This is a genomic window from Bradyrhizobium sp. CB1015 (assembly GCF_025200925.1).
Classification (GTDB): Bacteria; Pseudomonadota; Alphaproteobacteria; order Rhizobiales; family Xanthobacteraceae; genus Bradyrhizobium.
In genome coordinates this window covers 4,000,168-4,023,195 of sequence record NZ_CP104174.1, presented here as the reverse complement: position 1 = coordinate 4,023,195, position 23,028 = coordinate 4,000,168, and the positions used below count along the sequence as shown (strand labels likewise).

The window sequence follows — 23,028 nt, the reverse complement described above, 5'->3', positions numbered from 1 at the left end:
AGAGATCATCTGGAGGGTCCCGTGCGCACCACCTCGAATTCGATGACAGGAATCAAGCCAATCCTGATCTGTCTGGCGATCGGCGTCTTCGCGGTCGGCACTGAGGGCTTCATGATTGCGGGCGTGCTTCCCGAAATCGCGTCGGAACTGAAGGTGACGGAAGCCGTCGCGGGCTACCTTGTCACGGCGTTCTCCCTCGTCTACGCCATCGGCTCGCCGGTCCTCACCGTCGCGCTCGCCAGGGTCCAGCAGCGACGCTTGATCGGCCTCGCCATGCTGTTGTTCGCGCTCAGCAACGTGTTGGCCGCGGTCGCGCCGACCTATGGCACGCTGGTGCTCGCCCGAGTGGCTCTGGCCGCGTCCGCAAGCATCTTCATGCCGGCGGCCCTGAATGCAGCGGGCCAGTTGGTCGCACTTGACATGCGGGGACGCGCGCTAGCATTAGTCAATAGCGGAGCCGCCATCGCGCTCATGGCCGGCGTGCCGCTCGGCGCGATGATCGGACAAATGGCGGGGTGGCGTTTCGCCTTCGCCCTAGTTGCCGTTGTCGCGGGAGCGGCCAGCCTGGTGCTCCTGTCGCGATTGCCGGAACTTACCTTCGAGGCGGCCGGAACGCTTGGCGAAAGGATCAAGGCCATCAAATATCCGGAGATCTCGACGAGCCTGCTGACGACGCTGTTCTGGGCGATGGGAATCAACGCACTCTACACCTTCGTGGCCGTCTACCTGAACCAGGTCGCAAAGATCGCGACCGCGCACCTGGGTATCGTGCTTTTCGGGATCGGCTTCGCATCCTCGATCGGCGCTTACCTCGGAGGGATGGCTACGGACCGCTGGGAAGCCCGGCGCGTCCGGGCGGCGGCGATAGCGGCCATGGCCTGCATCTACGTCATCATCGCGCTGCTGGGCTCGGCGGATCTGCGAGGCCCGACATCCGCTGTCGCCGTTGCGATCCTGATGATGATCTGCGCCGGCGTCGCCTGGATATTCTATGCCGCGCAGCAGGTCCGGTTGCTCCAACTCGTGCTGCCCGCCGCCGGCGCGACGGTGGTATCGCTCAACGCGTCGGCGATGTATCTCGGATTTGCAGGTGGCGCCGTGGCGGGGGCCGCAATGCTCCAGGGCGCTCACCTCACCGGCCTGGCATGGATCAGCGCGGCTTGCGAACTTGCCGGACTGTGCGTGCTAATCGTGACGGCATTCCCGAGATCACTCGGCGCGGGCGTCGTGGAACGCACGGAAGGACGAGCCTGAAGCGTCGCGCAGGTCGGGGCGCGCAGCTCTGGCCGCGTCCACGCCGGCATCTCACGACCGGCCCTCTCAGATAAAGGTGATCTCAAATGCCGTTTGTCGTCAGCCGAGGCGAGCGAATCCATTATACTAACGACGGCACCGGACCAATCGTGGTGCTGCAACACGGCTTCCTGCTCGACGCCGAGAGCTGGCGACGGGCCGGAATCGTATCTGTCCTTGCCCAACGCTATCGCGTCCTGTGCGTCGACTCGCTGGGGCACGGCCGCAGCGACAAACCCACACATCAAGAGCTGTATGAACAGAAACAGCGAGCCGCGGACACGCCCGCTACGGCGCTATTTGAAGGCGCGCGTCCGGCCGGCTTGCTCTACCCAGCTACATCACCATCAGGGACACGACCGGTCGTCCGGCCGCTCGTTCAAGCCTCCTCCCGCAGGGCGATACCCAGGTTCTGCAGCAGGGAAGCATTTTCGCAAGCCACATAGAGTACCGGCTCGGTCGCGCTGCTGTTGCGGTGCTGATGCCACGCCCACGTCGGTACATAACATGTCGCGGGCTGGCGCTATCCCGGCGCGGTCGACAGCTTCCAGGACTTTGCGGCGATTCAGGAGATCGGCCGCACCGCCGAGCGCGGTAAGTTCGACCTGATCTTCATGGGCGACAATCTCTATGCCGACGCGGCGGCCCATCCCTCCTACACGCTGCGGCTGGAGCCTCTGACCATGCTGGCGGCGCTTTCGACATCAACCAGCCATATCGGGCTCGGCGCCACCGTCTCAACCACCTACAGCGATCCGTTCTCGGTCGCGCGCGTGTTCGCTTCGCTCGATCACATCTCCGACGGGCGCGCGGCGTGGAACGCGGTGACGACGGCCAATCCGGCGACGGCAGCGAATTTCGGCACCACCCATCCCGACCACGCCCGCCGCTACGAGATGGCAGGCGAGTTCCTCGACGTGGTCAAGGGCCTGTGGGACGGCTGGGCGGATGACGCCATCGTCGCGGACCGCACCAGCGGTCTCTACATCGATCCGGCAAGGCTCCGCCCCATCGACCATGACGGTGCCTTCTTCAAGGTGAAGGGCCCGCTCAACATCGGCCGCAGCCCGCAAGGCCGGCCCGTCGTGCTGCAGGCCGGTGGCTCCGAGGCCGGACAGGCGCTCGCCGCGCGCACCGCCGACATCGTGTTCTTGGTGGTGCAGGACATCGAGGAAGCCAAGGCCGGCTACGACTCGCTGAAGGCGCGGCTGCCGGCGTTCGGACGCAGGGCCGAGGACGTCACGGTGCTGCCGGGCGTGATGCCCGTGGTCGGCCGCACTGACAAGGAGGCGTTCGAGAAGCTCAACACGCTCCAGAGCTTCGTCAGCGGCAGCAACGCGCTCGCCATCCTGTCCGATCGCTTCGGGCGCGACATGTCGGCCTACGATCTCGACGGGCCGATCCCCGATATCGCGCCGTCGGACAGCTATCACAGCTTTGCCAGTGTCATGCTCGCCAAGGGCCGCCGCGAGAACATGACGCTGCGCGACCTCTACAATCTCACCGCCGCCGCTCGCGGCCATTGGGTGCTGTGCGGCTCGGCCGAACGCATCGCCGATACTTTCCAGCTCTGGTTCGAAGAGCGTGCCGCCGACGGTTTCAACGTGATGCCGCCCTATTTCCACGAAGGCTTCGAGGACTTTGTCGAGCTCGTGGTGCCGGTCTTGCAGGAGCGCGGGCTGTTCCGCAGCGACTATGAGGGCACGACATTGCGCGATCATCTCGGTCTCGCGCGGCCGGCCAATCCGTTCTTCACGGTTTAGAGCACGCCGGCAGTTCGCAGTGCATGCAACTCGCCTGCTGGCGATCCGGTCGTTCGTCAGCTTCCTCAAGCTGGTCGATCCGGTGCTGTTGCCCTCGCCGCTTGCAACAGCAATTGCGGCCGTCATCGCCATTCCGCTCGGGATTCTGCTCGGCTCGTCCGAAAAGGTCTACGGCTCGGCCAGCGCGTGTTCGAGGCCAAGCAGCTCTTTGACATGCCCGCGATGTGTGCTGCAGTCTTCGCCGCGGGCGCGCTGGGCTATTCCCTGAACCTCATGTTCCTCGTGATCGAGCGCCGATGCGTTCACTGGGCCGGACGCTGATCCCCAGAGGCGGCCATCAATTGTCGCAGGCGGAGGTGACGCTCGCCCGCGAATGGATCGGCAAGGTCACCGCAATAGCTGCCTGACTCCGAGACAGGGCGCACCGCCAAACGCAGTGCGCCCTTGGCCATCCCTGCAAGCGCCTTACGCTGCATCTGAGCAATCGGGCGCCACCTGCCGGAAATTTCCGCTTGCCCGCTTCTGTGTCGGCCTTAGAATTTGGGACATGGTTCCGAAATATGGAACTCCATGGACCGACCTTCATGAGCGCTCTCACCAACGCGATCGAGATCCTGCGCTGCTTCTCCAGCGCGCGACCCGATCTGTCTTTTGCGGACGTGATGGCGTTGACAGGCAAGCCGAAGAGCTCGACCTCGCGGCTTCTGCGTTCCTTGCGCGATTGCGGCCTGCTCGAGCAGGATCCGCACACCCGCCGCTACCGCCCCGGCCTGCTCACCTTCGAGCTCGGCCGACTGCACCGCGCCCATGACGATCTCATCAGCATGGCCGAGCGCGAGCTGCGCGAGGTCTGCGCGCGCACCGGACACACCGGCTACATCGCCGTGCTCGACGGCTACGAACAGGTCGTGCTCAGGATCGTTCCGGGCTCGAATCCCTTGCGCGTCGTCAATCCGCCGGGCCAGCGCACGCCGGCGCTCGCGACCTCAAACGGCCGCGCCATGCTCGCGCGCCTCTCGGATGAGGAGATTCGCGCGCGCGTGCCGGCGACCTATCCCAGGCTGCCGCGCAACTCGCCACAAAACTTCAAACAACTGACGGCGCGCCTCGACGAGATCCGCCGCACCGGTATTTCGGAGGCCGCCGACGAATCCATCGAAGGCGTCGGCTCGCAAGGCTTTGCGCTCAAGAGTGGCGAGACCGGCGAGTTGATCGGCATCGCGGTGTCCTATTCGGTGCAGGCGACCACTGCCGCCGAGCGCGCCAATGTCCGTCGCGAGCTGGCGGCGATGGCGGCAAAGCTGCGGCGGATGACCGGCGATCCACTTAATCAAGATGCCGCGCAGACGGGGACGCGATGAGCAGCGCTTCGACAACCCGCCCCAACGGCCTTGCGCTCTTCATTCTACCGAGCGCATTGCTGTTCGCCCTGTTCTTCTTCCTGCCGATCGGCCTGATGGCGCTGATGAGCGCATTGACCGGCAATCCGGTGGTGATGCCGAAGGTGGCGTTCACCACGCGGCACTACGCCCGTATCGTCAACGACCTCTATTATCTGGAAGTGATCTGGACCACGATCCGGATCGGGCTGGTGACCACGCTGATTGCGCTCGCAATCGGCTATCCGCTGGCGCACTGGATGGCGCGCATCAAGAGCCGCACCGGGCATGCGCTGCTGCTGATGGCCGTGCTGGCGCCGATGCCGACCGGCATCGTGGTGCGCACCTTCGCCTGGATGACGCTGCTCTCAGACAAGGGCGTGATCAATCAGACCCTCATGTCGCTCGGCCTTATCGCTCAACCGTTGAAACTGATGTACACAGAGACCGGCATCGTGATCGGCCTCGTCCACATCTACGTCCCGTTCATGGTGCTGACGCTGACCGGCGTGATCGGCCGCATCGACGAACGGCTGGAGCAGGCCGCGGAAAATCTCGGCGCGAGTCCCTTGCGCGCCTTTCTCGAGGTGACGTTGCCGCTCAGCCTGCCCGGCATTCTCGCCGGATCGCTGCTGGTCTTCGCGCTCGCGATCAGCGCCTATGTCACGCCGATCCTGCTCGGTGGCTTCCAGATCATGACGCTGCCGATCCTGATCTACCAGCAGATCTCGGCAAACTTCAACGTCGGCTTCGCCGCTGCGCTCGGCATCGTGCTGCTCGTGATCTCGCTCATGCTCGTCATCGCCTATAACAGCGCGCTCGGCCTCGTCTCCGGCCAGCGCGAATTGCAGTGAGGTCGGAGATGCAAACCGCGGCCTCGAACAGCGCAGCGCTCGCAGCAAGCCGGCAGTCAGCATCCGCACGAGCGGCTGCAGCCGCATGGCCTTACGGCCGCACCCTCTATCTCGTCCTCAACATCGCCATCCTGGTCTTCCTACTGGCGCCCATCGCGATCGTCGTGGTCTTCGCGCTGAACCCGACGCCGTTCATCCAGTTTCCGCCGGTCGGCGTGTCCTTGCGCTGGTTCGAAAAGTTCTTCGCTTCGCGCGACTTCATGCACGCGCTCGGCTTCAGTCTCGAAGTCGCCGTGCTCACCACCGTGTCCGCAACTATGCTGGGCGCTTGCGCGGCGCTGGCGCTGGCGCGCGGCAACCTGCCGGGCACCCGCCTTATCGTCGCAACGATGCTTTCGCCCCTGATGCTGCCGGCGATCCTCACCGGCCTTGCGCTGTTCCAGACCTATGTGTTGCTCGATGTCGGGCGGCCGACCTGGGGCCTCGTTGGCGGCCACACGCTGGTGACGCTGCCTTACGTGGTGCGCACCACCCTCGCCGTGCTGCACAATTTCGACACGCGCCTGGAAGAAGCCGCGCGCAGTCTCGGCGCCAGTCCCTTGCGCACTTTCTTCGAGGTGACTCTACCGCTGATCAAGCCCGGTGTGCTCGCAGGTGCGATCTTCGCTTTCATCGTCTCGTTCGACCAGTTCCCGGTGTCGCTGTTCCTGGTTAGCCCGGGCAACGAGACGCTGCCGGTCACGCTGTTCAACTATCTCAAGTTCGATCTCGACGGCACCATCGGCGCCGCCTCGGTGGTCTCGATCGTGCTCGCTTTTGTCGTCGTCATCGGGCTCGATCGCACGGTCGGCCTGCGCTCCTACGTCAAATTGTAACCGCTCATTCCAACGAAGGAATCGACACATGATGAAAGCTCTGGGATCGTCACGGCTCAGCCGCCGCCGCTTTCTGGCCGCGAGCGCCTCGCTCGGCATCGGCACCATCGCCGCGCCTTACGTCGCGCGCGCCGAAGATCCGACGCTGCGCATCACCGGCTGGGGCGGCAAGTGGGGCGAGATCATGAAGGCCGAGATCGGCCCCGCCTTCGAGAGCGAGTTCAAGTGCAAGCTCCAGACCGACTCTGCCTTTCCATACTTGCCAAAACTCCAGGCGAGCTCGCGCTCGGCGCCGATCTACGACGTGCTGCACACCAACTCCAACGAGCAGTGGGCAGCCGCCGAGATGGGTCTTGTCGAGCCGAAGATCGATCCTAAGCTGGTGCCGAACCTCGCCGACGTCTATCCCTACGCGGTCAGCGAGAAGATCGTCGGCGTATCGATCTTCACGAGCGCGATCGGCCTCGGTATGCGCACCGACAAAGGCTACGGCAACGTCACGTCCTGGAAGGAGCTGTGGGACGCTAAATACAACGGCGTGCGCGGCGGCTATGTCATTCCGGTCAACAGTCTCGGCCAGGCCTTCCTGATGATGTGCGGCACGCTGTTTGGTAAGGGCCAGACCGATCTCGATGCCGCCTATGCGGCGCTGGAGAAGCTGAAGCCGATCAAGATCGTCGATTTCACCGGCGCGATGGAGAAGATGCTGCTGTCCGGCGAAGTCGGCCTCTGCGTCATCCACGATTCCGGCATCTATCGCTATGACGGCCAGAACCAGCCGACCGATTTCGTCGCGCCGAGCGAAGGCGTCTTGTCGCTGGAGCAGATCCTGACCATCACGCCCGGCAGCAAGATGAAGGAGCTCGCCAACGCCTACGTCAACTACATGCTTCGGCCGGAAGTGCAGAAGCGCCTGGCTGAAACGGTCTGGTATTCGCCGGCCAACAAGAAGGTGAAGCTCGATGCCAAGTACGATGCCAAGCTGCTCACCACGCCCGAGAAGGTCTCGAAGCTGATCCAGGTCGATTGGAAGTGGTACAACGAGCGCAAGGACGAGATCGACCAGCGCGTCAACCGGATCTTCCGCGCATGAGCGCGTCGATCGAGATCGCCGGCGTCAGCAAGGTCTATGACGGCGGCGTCCGCGCGGTGGACGCGGTCGCGATGGACATCCGGCAGGGCGAGTTCTTCTCCCTGCTCGGTCCGTCCGGCTGCGGCAAGACCACGACGCTGCGCATGATCGCCGGCTTCGAGACGCCGAGCGCGGGCGCGATCCGTGTCGATGGCGCCGACATCACCCACGTGCCCGCGCACAAACGCGACATGGGCATGGTGTTCCAGAACTACGCACTGTTCCCGCATCGCACCGTCGCCGAAAACGTCGCCTTTGGCCTGCGCATGCGCGGGCTGGACAAGGCGAGCATCGCCGCCAAGGTGAAGGCGGCGCTCGCCATGGTGGAGCTGTCCGGGCTGGAAGATCGCCGCCCTGCGCAGCTCTCCGGCGGCCAGCAGCAGCGCGTCGCGCTTGCCCGCGCCATCGTGATCGCGCCGCGCGTCCTGCTCTGCGACGAGCCGCTCGGGGCGCTCGACAAGAAGCTGCGCCAACAGATGCAATTCGAGCTCAAGCAGCTTCAGAAGAAGCTCGGCCTCACCCTCGTCTTTGTCACCCACGACCAGGAGGAGGCGCTGGCAATGTCCGACCGGATCGCCGTGATGAATGGCGGCCGGGTCGAGCAGGTCGGCACGCCCAGCGAGATCTACAACCAGCCGACCACGCGCTTCGTCGCCGACTTCATCGGCGACACCAACATCTTTCGAGGCGAACGCGTCGGGCCGAACCTCAACGTCGGCAAGGACCTGCTCCTGGCGCTGCCGCCAGCCGAGACGCAGGGCACCGGCATTCTCTCGGTGGCGCTGCGCCCGGAAAAGATCCGGCTCTCGCCACGCATCGACGCGGCCATCGCAGCCGGCAGCTCCGCGCATGGCACCGTCGAGAATACCAACTTCCTCGGCGGCGCCGTGCTCTATCGCATCACGCTCGAGAGCGGCCATCGCGTGCTCGTGCAGCAGCCCAATGCAGGCACGGGCCGCCTGTTCGTTCCCGGCGACGCCGTCACGCTTGAATGGACGCCGGCCGATCTCGTCGTCTTGAAGGACTAGACCAGATGAACATGCCATTGAAACACCAGCGCATCGGGGTGGTCGTGATCGGCCAGAGCCCGCGCCCCTCCGTCGCTGCCGAGATCGCCGCCGTGCTGTCGCCGGGCATCCAGATCGAGCTGCGCGGCGCGCTCGACGGCATGAGCCGCGCCGAGATCGACGCGATCCCGCCGATGGACGGCTACGACACGCTGTTCACGCTGCTGCCGAACGGCGACGCGGTCACCATCAGCAAGAAAGAGGTAGAGCGGCGCGCGAGCCAGCAGATCACCCGCTTCAAGCACGAGGGCGTCGGCGTGACGCTGATGGCGTGCACCGGCAAATTCCCAAATCTCGCGGCCGACGGCCTCGTCATCCTGCCCTCGGCCATCCTGCACAACCTCGTCGAGGCCGTGCTGCCAGAGGGACGGCTCGGCGTGTTCTCGCCGCTGCCCGAACAGACCGCGCTGATCGACAAGAAATGGCAGCGCGAGGGCGTCGAGGTGGTCGGCATCACGCTGCGTCCCGGCTCAAGCGACACCACAGTGGACGAAGCCGCGCGCACGATGGCGGACCTCGAGCCGGATCTCGTGGTGATGGACTGCATCAGCTACACCAGCGCCAACAAGGCGCGCGTGCGCACCGCCTATCCCGGCCCCGTGATCCTCGGCATTGCCGCGGCCGCCCGCATCGTCGAGGAGCTGGTATCGTGAGCAAGGCAGAGTTGAAGACGATCAGCCTCGAGGAGATCGAGGCGCTCGCGGTCGGCGCCTGGATCCTCGGCACCGGCGGCGGCGGCAGCCCCTATCTCGGCCTGCTCAACCTGCGCCGGCTCTATGCCGAGGGCCACCGCGTACAATTGATGTCGCCGCTCGACCTCGCCGACGAGGACTGGGTCGCCGTGGTCTCCAACATGGGAGCGCCCCTGGTCGGGCAGGAGCGCCTCGCCGACAGCCGCAACATCGCGCGCGCCGTGCGCATGCAGGAGGAGATCAACAACGTCAAGTTCCGCGCCGTGATGTCGGTCGAGATCGGCGGTGGCAACGGCGTTCAGGCCCTGATGGCGGCCGCCCATCTCGGCATTCCCGTCGTCGATGCCGACTGCATGGGCCGCGCGTTCCCGGAGGCACAGATGACGTCGGTCGCAATCGGTGACCTGCGTCCCTATCCCTGCACGCTCTACGATCCCCGCGGCATCGAAGCCGTCGTGACCAAGGTGCCCACCTGGAAATGGATGGAGCGGGCAAGCCGCAAGATCTGCGTCGAGATGGGCTCGATCGCCTCCACCAGCAAGGCGCCGCGCACGGGGCGCGAGGTCAAGGACTGGGGCATCCATTTCACCACGACCAAGGCGATCCGCATCGGCCGCGCCGTGCAGGAGGCCAACCGCCGTCACGAGGATCCGATCGCCGCACTGCTCGCGACCGAAGGCGGCCAAAAACTGTTCACCGGCAAGATCGTCGACGTCGCCCGGCGCACCACGGAAGGGTTCTTGCGCGGCACAGCCATGGTCGACGGCAGCGACGCCGACCGCGGTACCAAGCTCAAGCTCTCGTTCCAGAACGAATGGATCGTGGCTTGGCGTGACGAGGAGGCGATCGCGACCTCGCCCGATTTGATCTGCGTGCTCGACAGCGTCAACGGCCACGGCATCGGTACCGAGACCATCCGCTACGGCCAGCGCGTCACCGTCGTCGCTCTGCCCGCGCCGCCGGTGCTGACGAGCCCGCGCGGCCTCGAATTCGTCGGTCCGCGCGCCTTCGGCTACGACCTCGACTTCCGTTCCCTCTTCTCGCCCGCAGCGGCCGGAGCTTAAGACCCCATGAAGCGTATTGGCATCGATGTCGGCGGCACCAACACGGACGCCGTGCTGATGGTCGACGAGAAGGTCGTTCATTCCGTCAAGCGGCCGACCACGGCCGACGTGACCTCGGGTATCCTGGACGCGCTTAGGGCGTTGCGTGCCGAGCCGTCCGCCGCGGTGAAGGTCGATGCGGTCGTGATCGGCACCACGCATTTCATCAACGCGGTGGTGCAGCGCCGCCATGTACAGAAGATCGGGGCGATCCGGATCGGCATGCCCGCCAGCGCCTCGCTGCCGCCGTTCTGCGACTGGCCGGCGGACCTCGCCAGCCTCGTTAACGGCGAGATCTTCATGCTGGAAGGCGGCCATGACTACGACGGCCGCCCGTTCATGCCGCTCGACATCGCGGGCCTCAAGAACGCCGCGAAGAAGATCAACGACGCCGGCCTGCGCTCGGTCGCGGTGTGCTCGAGCTTCTCCCCGCTCGATCCCTCCTGTGAGACGACCGCACGCGAAATCCTCGCCGAGATCTGCCCCGAGGTCGCGGTAACGCTGTCGCACGATCTCGGCCGCATAGGCCTGCTCGAGCGCGAGAACGCCGCGCTGCTCAATGCCTCGCTGCACGACCTCGCCGTCACCACCGTCGCGGCGTTCCGTAAGGCCATCGCCGACAGCGGCATCGACGCGCCGCTGTTTCTGACCCAGAACGACGGCACCGTGATGCAGGCCGAGATCGCCATCGCCTTCCCGGTGATGAGCTTCGCCTCCGGCGCCACCAACTCCATGCGCGGTGCCGCCCATCTCTCCGGCCTCGACGACGCCATGGTCGTCGACGTCGGCGGCACCACTTCCGATATCGGCCAGCTGCGTCACGGTTTCCCGCGTGAAGCCAATGCCGTGGTCGAGGTCGGCGGCGTGCGCACGCTGTTCCGTATGCCCGACCTGCTCTCGATTGGGCTCGGCGGCGGCAGCCATGTCGACGAGGACCCGCTCCGCGTCGGCCCGCTCAGCGTCAGCTACCGCCTGACGTCGGATGCGCTGGTGTTCGGCGGCTCGCGCCTCACCGCCACCGACATCGCCGTCGCGGCCGGCCTGATCGACATCGGCGACCGCTCGCGCGTCGCGAACTTGCCGAAGCGCCTGATCGAGGCCGCACTGCGCGACGCCTGGCGCAAGCTGGAGGAGGACATCGACCGCATGAAGACAGAAGCCGGCGACGTGCCGCTGCTCGCGGTCGGCGGCGGCGCCTTCCTGGTGCCGGATCGCCTGCCTGGCATTTCCGAGATCGTGCGCGTGCCGTATGGCGACTGCGCCAATGCGGTAGGCGCCGCGATCGCGCAGGTCTCGGGCGAAGCCGATCAGGTGTTCCGCGACCTCAGCCGCGAGGACGCGATCGCGGCCGCGCGCGATATCGCAGCCGATCGCGCCGTGCAGGCCGGCGCTGCGCGCGACAGCCTCAAGACCGTCGACGTCGAGGACATGCCGATCGCCTACCTGCCGGGCAACGCGCTGCGGGTGCGCGTCCGTGTTGCAGGTGCGATTGCCGACCCGGATCTGCCCGCGGCGGCCTAGCACATAGACCCATGCACTCCTCAAAGTTGCAATGATGGGTGGAAGCAGACCTCTGCTACATGCCAACATGCGGCAATCCCGTCCGCCGCTCGCATGGGCTTCGCATGATTGCGCGAAGACGGAAAGTTGACGAGATCGAGGTAAATGATACGATTTGAACCGCCCGGTTTAGCCATCGAACCAGGCGCGGGAATAAAGGCGAGGGGTTCGGCCCCATCGTGTCACTCGCGTCTTACCCCTCATACCCCGCACGTGGATCGGGGCGGCTCTGTAGAGGATGATACGGCGGACCGGGCAAGCCCTGTTCGGCTCAGCCGCGGCATGGTTTACCGGCATGAACCTTTCATCGTTTATGGGCCCTGGCTGGGCCCACGGTCCGCAGGTTCTGTGCGACGAGGAAGGGATTCTCCTGTGCCGAACCCGCCGCGACGGCATCGACAGTGAGCGACAGGTTGTGTTGGCCGTCGTTCCGGCGGCCGAACATCCAACGCAGCACAGCCTTGATCGGCTCGCACACGAATTTGCGCTGAAGGGTGAACTGGACAGTACCTGGGCGGCGAAGCCGCTGGAGCTTCTGCACAATCGCAGCCGCACCATTCTTGTCCTCGAAGATGTCGGTGGCGAGCCGCTCACCTGGCTGATGGACGCTCCCATGGAGATGGGGAGCTTCCTGCGGCTGGCGATCCGGATTGCCGCGGCCCTGAGCAAGGTCCACCAGCGCGGTCTGGTTCACAAGGATATCAAACCAGCAAATATCCTGGTCAACCGCAGCAACGGCAGCGTGCACCTCACCGGCTTCGGCATCGCTTCGCGCCGTTTACGCGAACGGCAGTCCCCGGCCCCGCCCGAGTCGATTGCCGGCACATTCGCTTACATGTCGCCCGAGCAGACCGGGCGCATGAACCGCTCGATCGACTCCCGAAGTGACCTGTACTCTCTCGGCGTCACGCTTTACCAGATGGTCACCGGCTCGCTTCCGTTCACCGCGTCCGATCCGATGGAGTGGGTGCACTGCCACGTCGCAAGACAGCCGGAGCCGCCGATCAAGCGATCCGGGAACATCCCCGCTGCGGTTTCCAGGCTCATCATGAAGCTGCTCGCCAAGATGGCCGAAGAGCGCTATCAGACTGCAGCCGGCGCTGAAAGGGATCTTCAGCACTGCCTTGCGGAGTGGGAGCTTGGACGGCACACCGACGACTTCCCGCTCGGCCAGCACGATACGCCCGACCGCCTGCTCGTTCCCGAGAAGTTGTACGGAAGAGCGCACGAAGGCGCGATGTTGCTCGCCTCGTTCGAGCGCATCGTCAAGAACGGCACCCCCGAGCTGGCGCTGGTCTCGGGATATTCCGGGATCGGAAAATCCTCTGTTGTCAACGAGCTCCATAAAGTGCTTGTGCCCTCGCGTGGGCTTTTTGCATCGGGCAAATTCGACCAGCACAAGCGCGACGTGCCTTACGCGGCGCTCACCAAGGCGCTCCAGACCCTCGTCCGGCCCCTCCTGGGCAAGAGCGAGACCGAGCTGAGCGAATGGCGCCATGATCTCCTGAGCGCGCTCGGTCCAAACGGACAGCTCGTCGTGGACCTGATCCCGGACCTGAGGGCCATCATCGGCGAACAACCACCTGTTCCCGAGCTGCCGCTCCAGCACGCGCAAAGCCGCTTTCACCGCGTGTTCGAGCAATTCATCGGCCTCTTTGCCCGATCCGAACATCCGCTGGTTCTGTTTCTCGATGATCTGCAATGGCTCGATATGGCGACGTTCGAGCTACTCGAGGATCTGCTGACCCGGTCGAATCTGAAGCATTTGATGCTGATCGGCGCCTATCGCGATAATGAGGTGGATTCCGCTCATCCCGTGATGCGCATGCGCGAGGCCATCAGGACACGGGGTGGACGGGTCGTGGAGATCACGCTCGCGCCGCTCGGCCGCAGGCATCTCGGCCAGTTGCTCGAGGACGCACTTCACTGCGAACGCCAGCACGCCGCCCCGCTGGTGCAGCTCGTGCACGAGAAAACCGGTGGCAACCCGTTCTTTGCCATCCAGTTCATGTTTTCGCTGGTCGAGGAAGGACTGCTCGCGTTCGACCATGATGCAGCGCACTGGTCCTGGGATCTCGATCGCATCCACGCCAAGCGATACACCGACAACGTCATCGACCTCATGCTGGGCAAGCTCACCCGGCTTCCCGTCGCGACGCGCACGGCCTTGCAGCAGATGGCCTGTCTTGGGAATATCGCCGAGGTCGAGGTGCTTTCGATCGTCCTCAGCACGTCAGATGAGCAGGTCCACGTAGACCTGTGGCCTGCCGTCCGCCAGGAATTCGTGGAGCCTCAGGCCGGCGCCTATCGGTTCGTCCACGACCGCTTCCAGGAGGCGGCCTACGCATTGATTCCGGAGGAAGAACGGGCTGCGGCCCATCTGCGCATTGGCCGACTGTTCGCGGCCAGAACCCCATCGGGAGCAATCGAGGAAAATGTCTTCGAGATCGTGAGCCAGCTCAACCGTGGCGCAGCCTTGATCACCGCGGGCGAGGAGCGCGTGAAGCTGGCGGAGCTGAACCTGTTGGCCGGCCGGCGCGCCAAGGCGGCGCCCGCCTTTGCCATGGCACTCGCTCACTTCGCCGCCGGGGAGGCCATGCTCCCGGAGGATCGCTGGGAGCAGCATTACGCGCTTAGCTTTGCCCTGGCGCTACAGCGGGCCGAATGCGAGTTCGTCGCCGGTGAGCAGGCAGCGGCGAAAATGCGCCTTGCCGAGCTGGCGAGCCGCGCAGCCGCTCTGCCCGATCTCGCAGCCGTCACGCGGCTCCGCATGGAGCCCAGCGATCGCGACATCGAAATTGCCCTCGACTATTTGCGGCGCGTCGGCATCGCCTGGTCCGCGCATCCCGCATCGGAGGAGGTCGGGCGGGAATATGAGCGGATGTGGCGACTAATCGGGGAGCGTCCGATCGAGGCCCTTCTCGACCTGCCCCGGATGGCCGATCCGGTCGCGCGCGGAACGATGGACGTTCTCACGGTCCTGGTCTCACCCGCCTGGTTCATCGACGAGCGGTTGCGCCGTCTCATCATCGGACGGATGGCCAATCTGAGCATGGAATACGGCAACTCCGACGCCTCCTGCCTCGCCTACATCGTGCTCGGCACCGTGCTTGGCCCTGACTTTGGCGACTATGCTGCGGGCTACCGCTTCGCCCAACTCGGTCTCGACCTCGTCGAACGACGGGGGCTGGATCGGTTCAAGGCTCGCGTCTATCTTGGCTTTGGCAGCTGGGCGCGACATGTGAGGATGGGCCGCCCGTGGCTCCGGCGCGCCTTCGACGCCGCGCAGCAGGTCGGCGACATCAACTACGCCAGCTTTACCTGTCACCATCTCTTGACACACCTTCTCGCCTGCGGCGATCCACTCGCCGACGTGCAGCGGGAGGCCGAGGCCGGACTAGATTTCGCACGCCGGGCGCGCGTTGAGCTGGCGGCCGATCGAATTGCCGGACAGCTCCAGCTGATCCGGACACTGCGCGGACTCACCACGAAATTCGGCTGCTTTGATGATCACGAGTTCAACGAACTTCAGTTTGAACGTCGGCTCGAGGCGGAGCCGCATCTGGAGCAGGCCGGCTTCTGGTACTGGGTGCGCAAGCTTCAGGCTCTGGTCCTCACCAACGACCCCGCTGCGATCGCGGCGGTTGCGCAGGGCGATCGGCTCCTGTGGACTTCGAAAGCCCTCTTCGACCGCGTCGAGTTTCACTTCTATGCTGCGCTGGCACAGGCTGCATTCGGCGAGGCCGCAGCGGCAAGCGAACGAGCCCCGCACCTCGATGACCTGGCTAGCCACCATCGCCAGCTTCAGCAATGGGCCGAGATCTGCCCAGAGGATTTTGCTGACCGTGCCACTCTGATCTCGGCGGAGATTGCGCGCATCGAAGGTCGCGAACTCGATGCGATGCGCTTCTATGACCGCGCGATCGCCTCGGCGCGCGCTAGCGGATTCTTTCAGAATGAGGCGATCGCAAACGAACTTGCCGGACGCTTCTACGCAACGCGCGGTTTCGAGAAGATCGCCTATACCTATCTACGCGATGCTCACTACGGATTTCTCCGCTGGGGAGCCGACGCCAAAGCAAGACAACTCGAACACCTCTATCCTCACCTCCACGTTGCAGAGGACCCCAGGTCCGCGGGGAGCCTGACCGCCGGGCAAATGGACGTCACCACCGTGGTTAAGGCGTCTCAGGCCGTCTCCAGTGAAATCGAGCTGCCGAAGCTCATCGGAACACTGATGAAGATCGCTCTACAGAACGCAGGCGCTGATCGCGGCTTGCTGATCCTGTCGCGGCACGATGATTTCTGGATCGAGGCGGAGGGCCAATCCAAAGGCGACGAGTTTGCGGTTGTGATGCACCGAACACCCCTCTCCGCACCCGATTGCCCGGAGGCATTGCTGCGCTACGTCATTCGCTCGCAAAAGCCTCTCATCGTCGATGATACGACGCAGCCTGATCCGCTTTACAGCGAAGAGTACGTCCATCGACGGCATCCCAGATCGATCCTCTGCCTGCCGCTCATGAAGCAAGCCAAGCTCATCGGGTTGCTCTATCTGGAGAACACACTGACGACCCACGCCTTCACGCCCGATCGCGTTGCGGTGCTTGACCTGCTAGCCGCTCAGGCAGCGATTTCTCTGGAGAACACTCTCCTCTACCGCGATCTTCAGGAGCGCGAGGCCCGCATCCGGCGTCTCGTCGATTCCAATATCATCGGAATACTGTTCTGGGACGGCAGCGGCGATATCAGCTACGCAAACGATGCCTTCCTAGACATGACCGGATACTCCAGGCAGGAACTGGTTTCGGGTGCGGTCCACTGGAAGGACATGACCCCGGCGGAATACCGCAACGACGACACGCAACGGATCGAGCATCTCCGGTTGTGGGGGCAGATCGCGCCGCGCGAGAAGGAATTCTTCAGAAAGGACGGAAGCCGCGTTCCTGTTCTCATCGGCTCCGCCTCGCTGGCGGGATCCGATGACGAATGCGTCTCCTTCGTCCTTGACCTGACAGAACTCAAGCGGGCGGAAGCCGAAGCGCGGGAGAGCGAGCGGCGCTTTCAGGGAATGCAGCTTGAGTTGGCGCACGCAAACCGGGTCGCCACTATGGGTCAGCTTACCTCTTCCATCGCCCATGAGATCAACCAACCCATCTGCGCTATTGCCATCAACGCGGGTGCGGCGCTGAACTGGCTGGCTCGGACGGCGCCTGATATCGAGAATGCGCGGTCATCTATACGTCAAATCGCCGACGACGCCCATCGCAGCGGTGAAGTGATTGGTCGGATTCGTGAACTCTTCCAAAAAGCGCCGCCGCGAAAGGAGCGTGTGGATCTCAACGAGGTAATACGGGAAGTGCTTGTTCTAACCCATAGCGAAGCGCTGAAAACCGGCGCTTCGGTGAGGATCGAACTTGCGGAGACTTTGTCGCCGATCGAGGGGGACCGCGTGCAGTTGCAGCAGGTCTTGCTCAACCTGGTTGTCAACGCGATCCAGGCTATGGCCACCATCGAAGGGACAAGAGACGTGCTCATCACCACCGCCGCGATCGACGCAAACACCGTGCTGGTCCGAGTCGCCGATTCCGGGCCAGGCCTCGATCCACAGACGCTCGTGCATGTTTTCGATCCATATTACACCACCAAGCCTGACGGCTTGGGCATGGGACTTGCGATCTGCCGTTCAATCATTGAGGCCCATAACGGACGCTTGTGGGCGAGCGACAACCAGGCTCGCGGGGCCGTGTTTCAGTTCACGTTGCCAGCTCAGCAGAGAGCGACCTGAGGTGGGTTTCGTGGCAGAGCAACACGGTCGAAAGTGAATTCATGGGCATCTACCCGGCTTAAGCGTCGACGTCATTCTCATCCTTAGCCCTCGCCTCCGCTCCGACTGCCATGAGCTAGGCGGGTCCCCCTCAGTTCCGACTTGCCGTCGAAGTTGGGCGTTTCCCAAGTCTAAGGGCAGCAGGTCTGTCAACCAGGATCTGCAGTCTGTCAGTGCACCGACAAATGAATCACGTTCCATGACGCCGGGCCGAGATGCGCTCGTAGCAGGCCACCTTCGATAGTCGCCCCCTGCAGCGGCGCCGGCTTCACCCGCTCTGGCGCGTCCTTCGTATTCGTCGCATGGAGATCGTTCTGGCGCAATTCAATCGCCTGGGAAACAACGAAACGGCCAAAACCGCGTGCCTCGACATTGACCTGCATATCCCGCTTCAGGTCTCGGTTAAGTAAAAAGATCGAAAGACCGCCGCCCTCTCCTGCAACTGCCGCGACCTTCAAATAAGGCACGTTGGACACCGGGAAGGTTAGCTCCTGCACGCCTCGAGGATCATAGTAGGACGAATCGTAACTGTCCGACTCAACCTGCGAGCGCAGGACCTTGCCGCGGCCGAAGCGGCTCATATGCGCGAAAGGAAAGAAGATGGTCTGGCGCCATGCGCCTCCGCCCGTCTCGGTCATGATCGGCGCGATGACGTTGACGAGTTGCGCAAGGCAAGCGACCTTTATCCGATCGGCATGATTGAGCAAGGAAATGCAGGCGCCGCCGAAGGCGAGCGCATCTTCCATCGTATAGATTTCCTCGAGGATCGGCGGTGCCACCGGCCAGCCTTCCTTTACCCGGTCGGCCCGGCCGCGACGCGTGCGATACCAGACGTTCCATTCGTCGAAGCTCAGCATGAGACGCTTGTTGGAACGCCGCTTGGCCGCAACCGCATCGGCCAAGGCGACGACCTCCTCAATGAAGCTGTCCATCAGGTCGGGACTTGCGAGAAACGATGCTGTGTCCTGCCTGTAATTGTTGAGATAGGTATGGAGCGAAACGTAGTCGACATGATCGAAGGTGTGCTCGAGGACCGTATCTTCCCACTGGCCGAAGGTCGGCATGTTGCGCCCCGACGAACCGCACGCAGCAAGCTCGATGGTCGGATCCACCCAGCGCATCATCTTGGCCGCTTCGCTGGCGATCGCACCGTAGGCGGCGGCGCTCTTGTGCTCCATCTGCCAAGGTCCGTCCATCTCGTTGCCGAGGCACCACAGCTTGATGTCATGCGGCTTGTCCCAGCCGTGCTTGCGGCGCAGCTCCGACCAGGCCGTTCCGCCCGGATGGTTGCAGTATTCGACCAGGCTGCGCGCCGCATCGCCGCCGCGGGTGCCGAGATTGACCGCCATCATCGGCGCGACATCCGCAGCCCGGCACCAGTCCATGAATTCATTGGTGCCAAAACTGTTCGGCTCCGTGCTGAACCAGGCAAGGTCCAGGCGCGCCGGCCTCACCTCCAGCGGCCCGACGCCGTCCTCCCAATTGTATCCAGAGACGAAGTTGCCGCCGGGGTATCGAATGAGCGTCGGGCCGAGTTCCTTCACCAGCGCCAGCACATCCTTGCGAAAGCCCTTCTCGTCCGCGGTCGGATGGCCAGGCTCGTAGATGCCGCCATAGACGCACCGGCCCAAATGCTCGATGAACGCACCGAACAGGCGAGGATCGGTGTGACCGATGGCAAAGTCGCGGTCGATCAGAACTCTTGCTTTCCTCATGCTCTTCTCTCGGATTCCCTCAGGGGGTGGTGAGATCGTTCATGCTAGGTATGTCAGCCGCGGCTGGGGAGCCTCAGATTATAGCACGGCTTCACGCAATTGGCGCGTATAGGGATGTTGCGGCGCTTTCAGCACCGTTCTCGCATCGCCGCTTTCGACGACGCGGCCCTTCTGCATGATCATGATGCGGTCACTGATGTAGTAGGCCGTAGCGAGATCATGCGTGACATAGATGATCGATATCCCAAGATCGTCCCGCAGTGTCTTGAACAGATTGACGATGGATATGCGCAGAGACGCATCGATCATGGACACCGGCTCATCCGCGACAATCAGTTTTGGCTCGGCCAGAAGTGCTCGGGCGATTGCGACCCTTTGAAGCTGTCCGCCGGACAGCTCGTGCGGGTATCGATGGCGCACCTCCTTGAGCGAGAGCCCGACTTTGTGCAGCGCGTGATTAACGGTCGATTCGGCTGTCCCTTCGCCGGCCGCACCGGAAAACTGGCGCCGCGTCATGAACAGATATCGATCGAGCCGCTTCAGCGGGTTGAACGACTCAAAGGGATTCTGAAAAATCGGCTGCACCTTGTGCATGAAGGCCATACGACCGGCGCTGTTTCGAATGGCAGCAAGCTCGATGCCATCGAGCACCAGTTTGCCGCTGGTCGGCGTTTCAATGTTCAGGATCATCCGTGCCAGCGTCGTCTTGCCGCTCCCGGATTCACCGATGATCGCCAAGATCTCTGGTCGCCGGGCGGCAAGCTGGAAGCTCACGTCGTTTACCGCAGCGATCTTCTGCCGCGACCATAGCCCTCCCCGGAGGAAGGTCTTGCTGACCGCGGAGATGTCGAGGAGCAGATCGTTCATGCCCGGCTACCTTGGTTGACGGCGAAGCAGGCAACACGATGCCCGGTGTCGGCTTCCAGCATGGCAGGGACCTGGCGCTTGCAAATCTCGGTTGCGAGCGGGCAGCGCGGATGGAATCGGCATCCGGGCGGGGGATCGGCGAGATTGGGCGGGGCGCCGCCAAGTCCCTCGCGGGGAGCATCGTCGCCGATGCGCGGAAGGCTGGAAATGAGATGCCTGGTGTAAGGGTGAAGCGAACTCCGGAAGATCTCCGCGGTTGCGGCCTCTTCCACAAGCCGCCCGGCATACATGATGGCCAGGCGGTCGGTGATGTGCGCATGCACGCCCATGTCATGGGTGACAAACAGGACTGACGAGCCGCTCTCCCGCTGAATGCCCCGGATCATGCCGAGCACCTCCTTCTGCACCACTACATCCAGTGCGGTCGTAGGCTCGTCCGCGATGATGAAATCAGGACGGCAAAGCGTTGCGAGCGCAAGCGTGGCGCGTTGACGCATGCCCCCGGAGAGCTCATGCGGGAAGGCCGCCAGCACCGATGGGTCGAGCCTGACCCGCGCCAGATGGGCGATCACCTGTTGCTCAAACTGCTTCCGGCTGCCGCCGATATGCGGGTATGCGAAGTCGACGAACGCCGATCGGACACGGCGAACCGGATTCAGCACGTTCATCGATCCCTGCATGATATAAGATAGATGCCGCCAGCGAATCCGCGCCACGTCCACGGGCGGCGCGCGGTGCAACCCGCCATAGCCGGGCAGGAATGCAAACTCCACGCTGCCGCCCACGATCTCGAGCGGCGGTCTGACCGCCCCTGCGATGCTCTTGATCAGCGTGGTCTTGCCGGAGCTGGATTCTCCAGCAAGCCCATAGATCTCACCGCGATTAACAGCAAAACTGACGCCGTCGACCGCTTTGACGCCGCGTCTGACGCCGAAGTGGCTGGTCCGGTAATGGGCTTGCAGATCGCGAACCCGGAGAATCGGCTGGGCACCTTGGGGCGCGGGCGCGGACTGAGCGTTGGCGTGCATCACGAGGCCCCTTTCATGCTCCAGAGGCGGCTTCGTGGATCGATGTAGGCGTTCGCAGATACCGCGAGCAGGAAGAGCCCGATAAACGCCATGATCACCGTGATGGTCGGAAAGGCGATCCACCACCAGACTCCTGCCACCATTGCGGTGTGCTGGTTGGCCCAATAGATCATGCCCCCGATCGTCGGCGTGTTGATGTCGGTGAAGCCGAGCACCGCGAGCGTCACCTCAAGTCCGATCGACCACACCATGTTGTTCATGGTCGTCGAGAATACGATCGGCATGACATAAGGCAAATGCTCCTCGGTGAGGATCTGCCGTGTGCTCATTCCGGAAAAAAGGCTGGTCTGGGTGAATTCGCGCGCCTTCAGGCTCATGACCACCGAACGGATCAGCCGGGCGTCATAGGCCCAGCCGAAACAGGCCATGATCAGCGCAAGCGTCAGCCAGGAGATGCGGTCGCGCATCATGAAATAGAACAGCACCAAGATCGGCAGCAGAGGAATGACGATGAACGTATCGTTTACCGACATCAGGGCGCGATCGATCCAACCCCCTTTGTAGCCGCTGATGAGTCCGATCATGAGTGCGATCAGGCGGCTGATCACAGCCACCGTGCATCCGAACAACAATGTATTTCGGATGGCGAAGCTCAATTGCCAGAACACGTCCTGGCCGCGCGATGTGGTGCCGAACCAGTAGGTCAGCGACGGCGGCACGTCGGGCGGCACCACATACACACTCTCCGGCGGATAGGGCGAAAAGCTCGGCAGCACGGACAGCAACAGAACGAAGACGACCAGCACGGCCCCTATTCGGAATTCAGGACTGTCGCGCAGCAGATCGCGCAGAAGTACGATCATCAGCTGACCCTCACCCTGGGATCGAGCAACGGATACAGAAGATCGATGGCGAGAACGCCGATCGACACGCCGAGGATCGAGATGGTGGTCACGCCGAGGACAAGCCCGTAATCTCCGGCATAGACGGCGTCGACCAGGAGCGAGCCGAGACCGGGATAGCCGAACACCTTTTCGGTGATCACGGCGCCGTTGAAGATTCCGCCCAGCGACATGGCGAGCCCGGTCACCTGCGGCACGAGCGCGTTACGCATCACGTAGGATGTCAGGACACGCCAGGATCTCACGCCGGCGAGTTCGGCATAGACGACGAAGTCCTCGGCGAGGACATTGGATACCAGCGAGCGCATGCCGAGGAACCAGCTCCCCACGCCGATCAGGATCAGCGAGAGCGCCGGCAGGATCGCGTGCTTAAGCACACTAACAACGAACTCGGATGTAAATGTCTGCGGCAGATTCATCGCCGAGCCGCCGGTGATCGGAAGCACCGGCCAAAGGAAGCCGAAAACGATCAGCAGGAGCATCGCCAGAATATAGTAAGGAATCGGATGGAGGCCCATGGCGATCATCCCCATCAACTTCAGACCGCGGCTCTGCCGGTAGTAGCCGGCAAGTCCGCCCAGCAGATTTCCGAGCCCCCAGGCGACAAGGGTCGAAACCGTGAGGAGTCCCGCGGTCCAGGGCAGCGCTTGCCAGATCAGGGTGGCCACGGGAGTTGGAAATGCCGACATCGAGGGACCGAAATCGGCGCGCAGGATCCGCTTCCAGAACAGCAGGTATTGCTCAACGGGCGTGCCGCTGAGACCATAGAGCTCGCGCAAGGAGTTGCGCATCTGCTCGATCGCCCCCGGGGCGGTGTTGCCATAGGAGGTTACTGCCGAGATCGATTGCTCGACGGGATCAATTGGCGAAGCATGGGTGACGACATAAGCGATATTGATGCCGATGAAGACAACCAGCAGAAACTGCCCGAACCGTCGGCTCACATAGGCGAGGTATCCCCTCATGGGTGC

At 63.6% G+C, this 23,028-nt stretch carries 16 protein-coding genes and 1 pseudogene; 12 read left to right on the top strand and 5 right to left on the bottom strand.

From position 1 onward, the window contains the following. Positions 1-21: 21 nt before the first annotated feature. From N2604_RS18360 to N2604_RS18305, 12 genes and pseudogenes are all read left to right on the top strand, one after another. The gene (locus tag N2604_RS18360) at positions 22-1,254 is read left to right on the top strand and encodes an MFS transporter (RefSeq protein ID WP_260376011.1); all 1,233 of its coding nucleotides are present in this window, start codon (positions 22-24) and stop codon (positions 1,252-1,254) included. A gap of 86 nt (positions 1,255-1,340) precedes the next feature. After that, a complete protein-coding gene (locus N2604_RS18355; RefSeq protein WP_260376010.1) occupies positions 1,341-1,739 on the top strand; it encodes an alpha/beta fold hydrolase in 399 nt (132 codons plus the stop codon). 60 nt (positions 1,740-1,799) lie between these two features. Further along, positions 1,800-3,056, top strand: a pseudogene (locus N2604_RS18350) (LLM class flavin-dependent oxidoreductase); the annotation flags it as partial. 584 nt (positions 3,057-3,640) lie between these two features. Further along, on the top strand, positions 3,641-4,417 hold the full coding sequence (locus tag N2604_RS18345; protein ID WP_197963635.1) for an IclR family transcriptional regulator: 777 nt from the start codon (positions 3,641-3,643) through the stop codon (positions 4,415-4,417). After that, entirely contained in the window at positions 4,414-5,289 is an 876-nt protein-coding gene (locus N2604_RS18340) for an ABC transporter permease (protein WP_260376009.1), read from the top strand. Before N2604_RS18345 ends, N2604_RS18340 begins: the two co-directional genes overlap by 4 nt. Before the next feature lie 8 nt (positions 5,290-5,297). Next, entirely contained in the window at positions 5,298-6,164 is an 867-nt protein-coding gene (locus N2604_RS18335) for an ABC transporter permease (protein WP_260376008.1), read from the top strand. Positions 6,165-6,192: 28 nt separating this feature from the next. Then, positions 6,193-7,257 carry an extracellular solute-binding protein gene (locus N2604_RS18330; protein WP_260376007.1) on the top strand — a complete coding sequence of 355 codons (1,065 nt, stop codon included), beginning with the start codon at positions 6,193-6,195 and terminating at the stop codon, positions 7,255-7,257. Beyond that, positions 7,254-8,324 carry an ABC transporter ATP-binding protein gene (locus N2604_RS18325; protein WP_260376006.1) on the top strand — a complete coding sequence of 357 codons (1,071 nt, stop codon included), beginning with the start codon at positions 7,254-7,256 and terminating at the stop codon, positions 8,322-8,324. The genes N2604_RS18330 and N2604_RS18325 overlap by 4 nt, the downstream gene beginning before the upstream one ends. A gap of 5 nt (positions 8,325-8,329) precedes the next feature. Continuing rightward, positions 8,330-9,016, top strand: coding sequence for an AroM family protein (locus N2604_RS18320; RefSeq protein ID WP_260376005.1), 687 nt, complete (start codon positions 8,330-8,332; stop codon positions 9,014-9,016). Next, positions 9,013-10,119 (top strand): DUF917 domain-containing protein, encoded by a 1,107-nt coding sequence (locus tag N2604_RS18315; protein ID WP_260376004.1) that lies wholly within the window; start codon positions 9,013-9,015, stop codon positions 10,117-10,119. The genes N2604_RS18320 and N2604_RS18315 overlap by 4 nt, the downstream gene beginning before the upstream one ends. Positions 10,120-10,125: 6 nt before the next feature. Beyond that, positions 10,126-11,679 carry a hydantoinase/oxoprolinase family protein gene (locus N2604_RS18310; RefSeq protein ID WP_260376003.1) on the top strand — a complete coding sequence of 518 codons (1,554 nt, stop codon included), beginning with the start codon at positions 10,126-10,128 and terminating at the stop codon, positions 11,677-11,679. A gap of 334 nt (positions 11,680-12,013) precedes the next feature. Next, positions 12,014-17,506, top strand: coding sequence for an AAA family ATPase (locus tag N2604_RS18305; protein ID WP_260376002.1), 5,493 nt, complete (start codon positions 12,014-12,016; stop codon positions 17,504-17,506). 209 nt (positions 17,507-17,715) lie between these two features. Here the strand turns inward: N2604_RS18305 and N2604_RS18300 are convergent, their stop codons facing one another. The 5 genes from N2604_RS18300 to N2604_RS18280 form a co-directional block, all read right to left on the bottom strand. Beyond that, positions 17,716-19,260, bottom strand: a complete 1,545-nt coding sequence (locus N2604_RS18300; protein ID WP_260376001.1) for an alpha-N-arabinofuranosidase — start codon at positions 19,258-19,260, stop codon at positions 17,716-17,718. Between the two features lie 78 nt (positions 19,261-19,338). Further along, entirely contained in the window at positions 19,339-20,127 is a 789-nt protein-coding gene (locus N2604_RS18295; RefSeq protein WP_260376000.1) for an ABC transporter ATP-binding protein, read from the bottom strand. Then, complete coding sequence (locus tag N2604_RS18290) at positions 20,124-21,155, bottom strand: ABC transporter ATP-binding protein (protein WP_260375999.1); 1,032 nt, start codon at positions 21,153-21,155, stop codon at positions 20,124-20,126. Before N2604_RS18290 ends, N2604_RS18295 begins: the two co-directional genes overlap by 4 nt. Beyond that, on the bottom strand, positions 21,155-22,018 hold the full coding sequence (locus N2604_RS18285) for an ABC transporter permease (protein ID WP_260375998.1): 864 nt from the start codon (positions 22,016-22,018) through the stop codon (positions 21,155-21,157). Before N2604_RS18285 ends, N2604_RS18290 begins: the two co-directional genes overlap by 1 nt. Then, the gene (locus N2604_RS18280; protein ID WP_260375997.1) at positions 22,018-23,022 is read right to left on the bottom strand and encodes an ABC transporter permease; all 1,005 of its coding nucleotides are present in this window, start codon (positions 23,020-23,022) and stop codon (positions 22,018-22,020) included. The genes N2604_RS18285 and N2604_RS18280 overlap by 1 nt, the downstream gene beginning before the upstream one ends. Positions 23,023-23,028 lie beyond the last annotated feature (6 nt).